We start from the raw sequence: 10,970 nt of genomic DNA, 5'->3' as shown, positions 1-10,970 counted from the left end.
AAGATGAAATCCCTGATTCTTATATGATCAGGGATTTTTTGTTGTAGAAAAGGGGATGTTGAGATGAATGATATTATTCCAAGAAAACTTATCATCCGAGAAGCAGAGTTAAGAGATGCAGAAGCTTTATCCCGGTTGAGAGTGAAAACAGATGGGGAAACAGCATACATGGATAGAGAAGAGGGAGAAGGATATCTATCTCCGAGAGATTTTGAAGAATTGATAATGACGGATCAAAAAGAACTGAACAATCTGTGTCTTGTTGCTTGTGACAAACAACAAGTAATTGGTTATTGCAGGTGTGAAGGAAATAAACTAAAACGGCTATCGCATCAAGTAACATTTGGGATTGTCATAATGAAGGATTATTGGGGATATGGTCTAGGCAGACAGATGCTTGAAATGATTATTGCGTGGTCCGAAGAGCAAAAAATACATAAAATTAATTTATCTGTTTCTGCATCAAATAAAAGAGCCATTCGTCTGTACGAAACATATGGCTTTCAAATCGAAGGCTGCTTGAAAGATGATAAAAGATTAAGGGACGGCGAATATCATGATACCTTACTTATGGCCAGGTTCTCGAACAAGTAAATACTATATCATAAAGAAAACCCTCCATCCTAAAAGATGGAGGGCATTTTTTTAATTTGTAACAGAAGCTGCTTCCCAGGCTGCATGCATACCAGCTACTCTGCCTGTCACTAAGGCAGAGGTGATATTATAACCTCCGGTATATCCATGAATATCCAGGATTTCTCCGGAGAAGTATAATCCATGCATAAACTTAGACTGCATCGTCGTAGGAACGACTTCTTTCACGGAGACTCCGCCTCCTGTAACGAACGCCTTTTCAATCGGCTGTGAACCATTTACAGAGAAAGAGAAGCCTTTGATTAAGCTGACAAAATGCTGCACATTTTCCCGGGAAATATTTGCTGCCTTTGTATCAGGGAGTATAGCAGCCTTTTCTAACAGAAAATCTAAATACCGTTCCGGGACAATTCCTTTCACTAAGTTACGGAAAGCCTTTTTGGGCTGTTCCTCCATCATCTTAGTAATGTCTTCAGTTAATGTATGAGCTTTCTTATTCGGGATTGCATCAATATGAATACTGACTTCTTCCCTGCCTTTCATCAGCTCTTTAACAACATACTGCGAGCAGCGCAATACAGCTGGACCGGAAATACCAAAATGCGTAAATAACATGTCCATCTGATGTGTAATAATTGCTTTTCCCTTCTCATTCAATACACTTACAGCTACGTTCCGCAGCGCAAGTCCTTGAAGCTGCTTTTGCTTAATGAAAGCTGCAGAGGAAAGCAGGGGTACTTCAGTTGGGTAAAGTGTTGTTATAGTATGTCCTGCTTTCTTGGCCCATGCATAACCGTCTCCTGTACTTCCTGTATGGGGTACTGCTTTTCCGCCGACAGCGACGATGACAGCACCTGTGCTGATTTTTTCGCCATCTTTTAAAATTATCTCATGCCTTTGTTCACCATAATTGATCGCTTTTACAGGTGCTTCTGTGCGGATACGGACATGAAGTGTATCTAAGCGATTGAGCAATGCCTGTACAACAGATTTCGCTGAGTTACTAACCGGGAACATGCGTCCATGGTCTTCTTCTTTCAGCTTCACCCCAAGATTCTCGAAGAAATCGATGATATCGTAATTATCAAAGATAGAAAATGCACTATACAAAAATTTTCCGTTTCCGGGAATATGCTTGATTACTTCATCTTGCGGCAGACGATTCGTAACATTGCATCTTCCGCCTCCAGAGATCGCTAACTTGTTGCCAAGCTTTTTCCCTTTATCAATCAAAAGTGTGGAAGCTCCATGCTCAGCTGCCGATATGGCTGCCATAAGTCCGGATGGACCGCCGCCGATCACTACTACATCGTATTTCATACTTGTTCTTCCTTTCTGCTGATGGTATCCAAAGGAATTCTTCCATCAGGTCTACTTTATGATAAAATAGATTCATTGGATTTTAAAGAGGAGTTAGGTGAAATAATGGCTTTGTCGAATATGATTCGCGGAACATTGCTGTTGACAGCAGCAACTTTCCTGTCGAAGTTTCTCGGGATCATCTATGTAATCCCGTTCAATGCATTGGTAGGCTCTCAAGGGGCAGCTTTGTTTAACCTTGCATATGTCCCATATAATATCTTAATTAGTATCTCTACAATTGGTATTCCGTTAGGTGTTTCAAAATTTGTATCAAAATATAATGGTTTGGGGGATTATCAGACAAGCCAACGCGTCTTTAAAACCGGATTCGGAATCATGGGTATCATGGGTACTCTAGCATTTCTTATCATGTATTTTGGTGCGGACTTGATAGCACATTGGAGTGTAGGGGATGGGAAATCCAACTTTACACCAGAGACCGTAGCTTATGTAATTAAGCTGGTTAGTTTTGCCAACCTAATAATACCAGCAATGAGTATTGTAAGAGGCTTCTTCCAAGGTAATCAATCAATGGGGCCATCTGCTGTGTCTACAGTTGTGGAACAAATAGCACGCATTGTATTCTTGCTGCTTAGTATGTATCTTGTCCTACATGTATTCAACGAAAACATAGCAGTAGCGGTTGGATATGCAACATTCGCTGCATTTGTAGGTGCACTCGCTTCCTGTGCAGTGCTCTTTGTCTATTGGCGTGCCCGCAAACCGCATCTGGAGCTAAGAATAAGACAGCAAACAGTTCGACCTGCAGCTATGTCAGATAGAACAATTATTAAAGAATTACTCAGCTATGCAGGTCCATTCGTTGTGACAGGGATTGCGACGTCTCTATATCAGTTCATTGATCAGTTTACTGTCCCGCGTGCATTGGAGGCAATTGGTCAAGGCGAAGTTGCTTTAAATATCTTCGGAGTGATTAACTTATACGCTCAAAAAATAATCACTATTCCCATGACATTGTCGATTGGGTTATCATTGGCGGCTGTTCCTGCCATAACTCGTGCATTTTTTTCTGATGACCGTAAATTATACTTACAGCAGATCAATCAGTCATTGCAAATCGTGATTTTCTTGATTTTTCCTGCCAGTATCGGAATAGCATTGCTTGGTAGTGAAGCTTATACAGCCTTTTATGGTACAGAAGATGTTCTCAACCCTGTTATAAATGCAGGAACGCTAATGGTATGGTACGCACCAGTAGCACTGCTGTTTGCTTTATTCACGACAACGTCATCCATTTTGCAAGGTATAAACGAACAGCGTTTCTCCGTCATCAGTTTAACTGCAGGATTATTAGTGAAGATATTCTTTAATATTCCGCTCATTCATGCGTTCGGAGCAAAAGGGGCCATCTTTGGAACGGCCTTGGCAGTCGGTATAGCGACAGTATTGAATTTCCTTAAAATGAAGCATGTACTAAAGTTCCCAGTGCGCCAGCTTGCAAAGCGAACAATCTTAATTTTGATTTTCACAGCAATTATGTCGGTTGTTGTACTGCTTACTAAGTATCTGCTTGGATTCGCGATTACGTTCCAAGATGGGCAAATTGCATCAGCAGTGATCATTCTCGTTTGTGCAGTGGTTGGTGGAGCAGTTTATATGATTCTTTCGTATAAATCTACTTTACTTGAGCGTGTACTTGGTAATCGAATCGGATTCTTGGATCGTCTATTGAAAAGAAAGAAGGGTTAAATGATGAGAATGGATAAACTGCTTGCCAATATGGGATATGGCAGCAGAAAAGAAGTGAAGACACTTCTCAAACAAGGAGCAATTACGGTGAATGGTTCTCAAGTCAAATCACCATCCATCCATGTGGATGAAAAGAAAGATATTGTACAAGTGAATGGGGAAACCGTCGAGTACAGAGAATTTATCTATTTGATGATGCATAAGCCGCCTGGCTTAGTCTCTGCCACGGAAGATAAAAGAGATGAAACAGTTATCGATATCCTGCAGACGGAGGATCGTATATTTGAACCGTTCCCGGTCGGACGATTGGATAAGGATACAGAAGGTCTTCTGCTGTTGACGAATGATGGGACGCTTGCCCATCAGCTGTTATCACCGAAGAAACATGTGCCGAAGCTTTACTATGCCCGGATCGAAGGAGAAGTCACCCAAGAGACGATAGAGCAATTCCATCAAGGCGTAACACTTGATGACGGTTATGAGACTAAGCCGGCTATTCTGAATATCTTAGAGGCAGGTTCAGTTTCAGAGATTGAGGTTACGATAACTGAAGGAAAGTTTCATCAGGTCAAGCGCATGTTCGAGGCAGTAGGGATGGAAGTTGTCTATCTGAAGCGCTTGCGGATGGGCAGCCTTGAGCTGGATGAAGATCTTGAGCTTGGAGAATATAGGGAACTATCAGATGATGAGCTTAGCAAGCTGATCCAGGATACAAAAAAAAGCTGATCTGCTCGCAGATCAGCTTGCCTTAAATTAGGAAATTAATACATAGGTTGTACGTTTTAAATCAAGAGATTTTGACTTTTTTTGAGGTTGTTGACCAAACCCCCCGATGAGGACTTTGTACTAAACCGTTATACTCCAGCACGTTTAAATCGCGCTGTACCGTACGGTCCGTAATACCAAATTCTTCAGCCAATTCTGTAGTAGAAACTGTGTCCCTTTCCTTAATATAAAGATAGACAGCTTTTACACGGTTTAGCATTCGGGATGTTGATTGATTCAAAAAACCACTCCTTAGTCTACATAAGAATCGGTGGTGCTCTAAATCTCTTTCTACCCGTATTTTACAATAATTAAGCCAAGAAGGCTAGGAGATAGGTTTAATTTTCTGTTAATTCTATTCTGAATACGTAAACAAAATTATTGATAAGAAAACAGGAGGCTAAGGAAATGGAAAAAATCAATTGGTATGAAAAGGCATCAGCTTATAAGGATGCTTATGTGGAAGTGCTGAAAGAACTCGTATCCATTCCTAGTGTTTATGATGAATCGACAAAAACGGACAAGCAGCCGTTTGGTGAAAAGATTGATGAAGCACTCACGTATATATTGCAAGTAGGGAAGAACGATGGATTTATAACCAAATATGTTGATGGCTATGCTGGCCATATTGAATATGGACAAGGTGAAGGGTTAGTCGGCGTACTTGGTCATTTGGATGTCGTACCTGCAGATGGTGAGTGGACATATGGTGCATTTAACCCTACCCTGGCAGATAATCATTTATTCGGAAGAGGGACATTGGATGATAAGGGGCCAGTTGTAGCTGCTTATTTTGCGATGAAACTGCTTAAAGATTTTGGTTACACACCGAAGAAACGTGTCCGTCTGATTATGGGGACGGACGAAGAGCGCGATTGGCAATGCATGACGCACTACTTCCAGCATGAAGAAATGCCGGATACTGGATTCACACCAGATGCAGACTTCCCGCTTATCTACGCGGAAAAAGGAATTATTGATGGGTATATCTCGCTTCCTCCTGCTGCAACACAAAGCGACATGCTTCGACTTGATCAGTTCGAAGGTGGAAAAGCATTGAATATGGTTCCAGGGCTTGCGGTGGCGCATCTTACTGGGGAGAGTCTGGAAAAGGTAGAAGAAGCATTCACAGCCTTCCTGAAAGCTAAAGGCTACAGCGGTAAGGCTGAAGCTAAAGAAAATGCTATCCAGCTAAGCTTGTCTGGTAAAGCAGCTCATGGCTCGACACCAGAAAAAGGTATCAATGCCGTAGTGGCTTTGGCTAAATTCATAGTGAACTTACCATTACACGGTGATGTGACGGACAAGCTAAGCTGGCTCATTGAAAAGTTCGAGAATTATAATGGCAATGGCATTAATCTGGGTCTGACTGATGAGGTATCAGGTCCTTTGACGCTCAATCTAGGGGAATTCAGCATGAAAGATGCTAAGGCTTGGAAAATTGGCGTAAATATCCGTTATCCAGTTACAGCTGAATATGATGACGTTACGTCTAGATTGTTTGCGCAGCTTGCAGAGGCAGGCGCAGGATTCCAGGAAACTTCTCATTTGGCATCTTTATATGTAGAAAAGGATGATCCACTAGTTGAGACATTACTTGATGTGTATCGTCGTCAAACAGGCGATCAAACCGATATTTTGGCGATCGGCGGCGGCACATATGCACGAGCGATGAAAAAAGGTGTGGCATTCGGACCGCTATTCCCAGGCGGTTCAGACAGTGCCCATCAGCAGGATGAGCACATCTTGGTTGATGATATGCTCCGTGCCATTGCCATTTATGCAGAAGCAATTTATCTGCTTACAAAGGATGAGCGAGGGTAATGCAAGCAACTACTAAACAGACTTACAGATCTTTTCAATACTTTTATCTAGCAGCTTTTCTTTCCAACGGATCATTGTTTCCGCTGCTTGCTGTTTTTCTGCAGGAAGAAAAACAGTTGGATCCTGTACTTGTTGGTCTGATTGTAGCGGCAATTCCATTAGTGAATACAGTAATGGAGCCTGTTTGGGGGCTGCTTAGCGATTATACTCAAAAACCATTGCGTCTATTGGCAGCAGCATTAGCTGCTGCTGCGGCGCTTGCATTCATTTATTTATTTTATGATCATTATGCATTACTGCTGATCGGGATGCTGGCTATCGCCGTGTTCCAGGCAGCAGTCATTCCTTTGTCGGATAGTATGGCGTTAAGCTTTGTCGAGCAGCACAAGCTTGTTTACGGGAACATACGTTTATGGGGAGCAATCGGATTTGCTGTTGCTTCATTCCTGTTAGGATACATAACAGATTTAGTTGGTACAGTGGATGTCATTTTCATAGCATACGGTTTGTTTCTGCTGCTTGCACTGCCAGCGTTGCGTAAATTTCCGCGGCAAGGTTACGACATAGCCAGAGTATCGATGAAAGAAGGATTGCGTACTTTAAGGAAAAACAAGCCATTCATGTTGTTCCTTGTATCTAATTTCCTTATATTTGGCCCAATACTTGCAAATAATTTTTATTTTGGGACATTCATTTTAGCAGCTGGAGGCACACTAAGCGCTGTCGGCATCGCATTCTTCCTAGGAGCAGGCAGTGAAGCACCGTTCATGAAACTGGCTCATCTGATCATTGGGAAGATGAGCATTCTGCATGTTGTCATATTAAGTGCGGCTGTATCTGGCGCAAGATGGGTTTTATATATGTTCGACCCATCACTTACTGTCATCTTCATCACAACTATTGTCCAAGGATTGTCGATCGGACTTTATGTACCGGCTGCTTTGTTATATATAAGAAGTGCTGCGCCTTCATCTGTACAAGCGACCGCGATTGCGCTTTATTCTGCGGTCGGTACAGGGCTTGGCAATGCGCTGTTTAATCTGATGGGCGGGATGATCCTGGAGGTTGCAACTGTTTATCACATGTATGCGTTGTTTGCCGCAACGACATTCATTGGTGTTGGTATTTTGTTTATCGTGAAGAGAATGATGGGTACAGCTAAAAGGAAAAGAGGAGTAGCATGAGTGCACATTATTTCATTGGTATAGGTACCGATGATTCTATTCAGGCAGCTTTAGCTGAGTGGCAGAACGACTTGAAAGCATACGTTCCGATGAAATTATGGCCAAAACCGGAGGAATTCCATATAACACTGCAATTCCTAGGTGCCACGACAGATGAGCAACTGGATAGGATAAAAATGGCTTGGCAGAAGCAGGATTTCGGAAAAGCTTTTTCCTTGGACGTAGCCGGAGTGGATACTTTCGGCAGTCCGAAGCAGCCTCGTGTCGTATGGGCCGGGGTAAAACCGCATAATCAGCTTCAAGCATTGCATCAACAAGTAACTGCAAGTACAGGGCAAGCTGGATTCAAGCTCGAGAACCGACCGTATCGGCCGCACATAACACTCGGGAAGAAATGGGGATCAGGTAAAGTGGAGGGACAGCTTCCGCTTCTGGATAAACATTTATCCGCACCTATCTTAGTTGAGAAGGTAACACTTTACCGTATCGAACCTGGGAAACGGCCGAAATACGTTCCAGTACTATTCAAAGATCTGGAGAAGGAGTGAATCAATGTGGCGCAATTGATCAAGCTGCATGAATATATATCCCGGTATGAACAGCATCCTTACCGATATCCTGGCCAATTTATCAAATTGAAAAAAGAGAATTGGGAGAAGATGCACAGGGAATGGGAGCAGCAGCAGGCTGCTCCTGCTTCCTTTTCCATTCAAGAAGAAAAGGAAGAAACACAAAAGAAATCGTGGTATCAAGTATTCCGCAAAAAAGAAGTAGATATCGAGCAGCCGGAACCAGCTCCTGCATATGTTGCTCCTACAGAAAAAAATCTGAAGCAGGATTTCTTGGAAGAGCTTTTTGACTTCCAGCTAAAGTGGGCTACAAGCACTCTTGGGGAATTTTCTTTCTTCGATCACAAATTCAAAAAAGATCCGGTTCTCCGTTACTTTCTGAAGCGATTTCCTGACACTTTTTTTGTTATGTATAAACCTGTTTTTGAAGTGAAGCAGACTACAATGGAGGCAGAAACGATTCTAATCCATCCACTTGGCATAGAGATCATTTCGGTTCTTGAGGACAAGCCGGATGTATTGTTCTGGGCAACTGACGAGCGAACGTGGAAGCGAGAATCGAAGGGGCAGTTTTCTACTTTCCTCAATCCGATGCTTTCTTTAAACAGAACAGAAAAGCTGATACAAGGTATCTTCAGAAAATATAATGTCGAGCTTCCTGTACAAAAGGTCGTCTTAAGCAGAGAAAACCAAATCCGGTTTGCTAGTGAGCCAAGAAACACACAGTTTATCGGCAGTCAAAAGCATACAGCCTGGCTGATGGCCAAACGAGAAGAACAGTTAGCTCTCAAACATGCACAGCTTCGTGCCAGTGAGGTGCTGCTAGAGCATGCATATACAAAGGCTGTTGCTCGTCCGGAATGGGAAGAGGAAGAAAAGGAAGAATTTTTTAGTTAAATAAATGGTTTTATAGGCCTATCGTATTGATAAAACCATAGCAAATGTTGTAATCTAAAGTATGTCTGTCGAATTTGTTCGGGAATGTACTTGCCTTGTGTCACGCTGGGCTTGTTTACAGCTAGTAATGCAAAGCGATTGCACTAGGAAAGTAGGAATGAACGGTGAATTGGTTAGAACACATACTGGGAAATGAGTGGAAGATTGCTCCTGCTGGCGGTGTAACAGGAGAAGCATATTATGCAAAAAGCGGAGATCGGCAGCTGTTCTTAAAGCGCAATTCTTCTCCTTTTTTGGCAGTTCTTTCAGCAGAAGGGATTGTACCTAAGCTGGTATGGACAAAAAGGATGGAAAATGGAGATGTTATTACTGCGCAGGAATGGCTGATGGGACGCGGTCTGACTTTTTCGGAAATGAGCGATCCTCGAGTGGCTAAGCTGCTAAGCAAAATCCATCATTCCTCCGAGATGCTGAACTTACTGATGCGTATGGGAAAGAAGCCGCTTCAGCCAGAAGCGAAAATGGAAGAGCTGCGGGGGAAAGCAGCTGGCTTCCAAGATCGGCTGCCAGCTTTAAAACAGGTGCTGGCAAGTCTGGAGCAATTCTTACCTGAAATGCCGGATCAGCTATTGGCTGTCTGTCATTTTGATATCGACCATAACAATTGGATGATAAGCCAGTGTGATGAGCTGTACCTTGTTGATTGGGATAGTGCGCTCATCGCGGACCCGGCAGCTGATATCGGAATGCTGCTGAGAAAATACGTTCCATATACTGACTGGGGAGACTGGATGAAAGCATACGGAAAGCCGCTGAATAATACACTACTAAGACGTATTTATTGGTATGAAGCTGCCCGTATCATTATGTCATTGCGTGATGACAACGTGGAACGCAAAAGTAAAGAATTAGAACAGCTGCTTACGGAAGTACATCAGCTGTCCTGCTAGCCTTGAAAGCTGTTGATTGTCTCTACCCAATCCTCGAGCTGTTCTCTGTTCGATGTGATGTGCGCATTGATATCTGTAGCTTTTTCACCGGCAGAACTGTACGAATGGATACCGGGAAGCAAAGCAAGAAGCTCTTGCTGATCGGTTGATTTATTAGATAAGATAGAACGTGCCAGGCGGGATATTTGCTCGCATTCGGATTTGCTCCCGCAGCAGGATTCGCAATGCTCGCTAAGTATATCCCGAAGAAGGCTAAATTGGTTTTCAACGGAAAGTGACATCGATTTTCCCCTCCTTCCTGAGCATAGCGTGTGCGTTTTGGCATCAAACTATGCAGGCGGGCAGGGCAGAAATAGGAGTGAGGCATATGCGTGTGCGCCATAAACCTTGGGCAGACGATTATTTAAAAGAAAACGATCATATTGTGGTACAGGATCCGAAAAATTTTAAAGGCAAATGGAGAGAGTTATTCGGAAATGACAAGCCGCTTCATGTTGAGATTGGATCTGGCAAAGGGCAGTTTATCACTGGTATGGCAGCCCAGCATCCGGAATACAATTTCATCGGGATTGAATTAGCGAAAAGTATTATTGTGACCGCAGTGGAGAAAGCGGCTGAAGCAGATCTTCCGAATGTCAGACTACTAAATGAAAATGCAGCTGATTTTCGTGAGTTGTTTGAAGAGAATGAAGTGGATAGCATCTATCTCAATTTCTCTGATCCTTGGCCAAAGAATAAGCATGAGAAGCGCCGTTTGACGTATAAAAGCTTCCTGGAGCAATACGAAGCTGTATTGAAAGATAAAGGAGAAGTCGTATTCAAAACGGATAACCAGAAACTATTCGAATATAGTTTGTCCAGTTTCTCCCGGTATGGCATGGTTTTGCAGGAAGTGAAGCTCGATCTGCATGCGGAGAACGATCCATTAAATGTGAAAACGGAATATGAAGAGAAATTCTCTTCCCGTGGCTACCGTATTTATCGGAGTGTGGCTACTTTTAAGTAGAAAAACTGAGCGTATCAAAAGGAACTAATAATATTGAATAGATTGCCTTAGGCTGGCATGAGACAGTATAGTACTGGACTCCTGTCAGCCTTTTTTAATTGTGCTAGTT

Annotated in this window: 12 protein-coding genes; 9 read left to right on the top strand and 3 right to left on the bottom strand. The window is 42.8% G+C overall.

Translation table 11 applies throughout. The features are described 5' to 3' along the window. Positions 1-63 precede the first annotated feature (63 nt). On the top strand, positions 64-594 hold the full coding sequence (locus CHH58_RS07330; protein ID WP_095233775.1) for a GNAT family N-acetyltransferase: 531 nt from the start codon (positions 64-66) through the stop codon (positions 592-594). Between the two features lie 51 nt (positions 595-645). Here the strand turns inward: CHH58_RS07330 and CHH58_RS07325 are convergent, their stop codons facing one another. Next, positions 646-1,914 carry an NAD(P)/FAD-dependent oxidoreductase gene (locus CHH58_RS07325; RefSeq protein ID WP_095262265.1) on the bottom strand — a complete coding sequence of 423 codons (1,269 nt, stop codon included), beginning with the start codon at positions 1,912-1,914 and terminating at the stop codon, positions 646-648. Positions 1,915-2,019: 105 nt separating this feature from the next. On the opposite strand from CHH58_RS07325, the gene CHH58_RS07320 reads away from it, so the two are divergent. Both CHH58_RS07320 and CHH58_RS07315 read left to right on the top strand, forming a co-directional pair. After that, positions 2,020-3,666, top strand: a complete 1,647-nt coding sequence (locus CHH58_RS07320; protein ID WP_249275061.1) for a putative polysaccharide biosynthesis protein — start codon at positions 2,020-2,022, stop codon at positions 3,664-3,666. Between the two features lie 3 nt (positions 3,667-3,669). Then, positions 3,670-4,392, top strand: coding sequence for a pseudouridine synthase (locus CHH58_RS07315; protein WP_095233777.1), 723 nt, complete (start codon positions 3,670-3,672; stop codon positions 4,390-4,392). Between the two features lie 61 nt (positions 4,393-4,453). Here the strand turns inward: CHH58_RS07315 and CHH58_RS07310 are convergent, their stop codons facing one another. Continuing rightward, a complete protein-coding gene (locus CHH58_RS07310) occupies positions 4,454-4,672 on the bottom strand; it encodes a DeoR family transcriptional regulator (protein ID WP_093879353.1) in 219 nt (72 codons plus the stop codon). Between the two features lie 167 nt (positions 4,673-4,839). Here CHH58_RS07310 and pepV point away from each other — a divergent pair, with 167 nt between their 5' ends. From pepV to CHH58_RS07285, 5 genes are all read left to right on the top strand, one after another. Further along, positions 4,840-6,255: a dipeptidase PepV gene (gene pepV / locus CHH58_RS07305; protein WP_095262264.1), complete on the top strand. Its 1,416-nt coding sequence runs from the start codon at positions 4,840-4,842 to the stop codon at positions 6,253-6,255. Beyond that, positions 6,255-7,439 (top strand): MFS transporter, encoded by a 1,185-nt coding sequence (locus CHH58_RS07300; protein ID WP_095234735.1) that lies wholly within the window; start codon positions 6,255-6,257, stop codon positions 7,437-7,439. The genes pepV and CHH58_RS07300 overlap by 1 nt, the downstream gene beginning before the upstream one ends. Continuing rightward, positions 7,436-7,987: an RNA 2',3'-cyclic phosphodiesterase gene (thpR, locus tag CHH58_RS07295; protein ID WP_095262263.1), complete on the top strand. Its 552-nt coding sequence runs from the start codon at positions 7,436-7,438 to the stop codon at positions 7,985-7,987. Before CHH58_RS07300 ends, thpR begins: the two co-directional genes overlap by 4 nt. 6 nt (positions 7,988-7,993) lie before the next feature. Further along, the gene (locus tag CHH58_RS07290; RefSeq protein WP_095262262.1) at positions 7,994-8,905 is read left to right on the top strand and encodes a hypothetical protein; all 912 of its coding nucleotides are present in this window, start codon (positions 7,994-7,996) and stop codon (positions 8,903-8,905) included. A 164-nt stretch (positions 8,906-9,069) separates the two neighbouring features. After that, entirely contained in the window at positions 9,070-9,855 is a 786-nt protein-coding gene (locus CHH58_RS07285; protein ID WP_095226554.1) for a phosphotransferase family protein, read from the top strand. Here the strand turns inward: CHH58_RS07285 and CHH58_RS07280 are convergent. Continuing rightward, positions 9,852-10,136: a YtzH-like family protein gene (locus CHH58_RS07280; RefSeq protein ID WP_095226555.1), complete on the bottom strand. Its 285-nt coding sequence runs from the start codon at positions 10,134-10,136 to the stop codon at positions 9,852-9,854. The two genes, CHH58_RS07285 and CHH58_RS07280, sit on opposite strands and share 4 nt — an antisense overlap. A gap of 86 nt (positions 10,137-10,222) precedes the next feature. On the opposite strand from CHH58_RS07280, the gene trmB reads away from it, so the two are divergent. Continuing rightward, entirely contained in the window at positions 10,223-10,861 is a 639-nt protein-coding gene (gene trmB / locus CHH58_RS07275) for a tRNA (guanosine(46)-N7)-methyltransferase TrmB (protein ID WP_095233768.1), read from the top strand. Positions 10,862-10,970: the final 109 nt, after the last annotated feature.

This window comes from Terribacillus saccharophilus (genome assembly GCF_002272745.1).
GTDB lineage: Bacteria > Bacillota > Bacilli > Bacillales > Amphibacillaceae > Terribacillus > Terribacillus saccharophilus_B.
The sequence above is the reverse complement of the archived record's forward strand: the minus strand, read 5'-3'. Positions and strand labels throughout refer to the sequence as shown.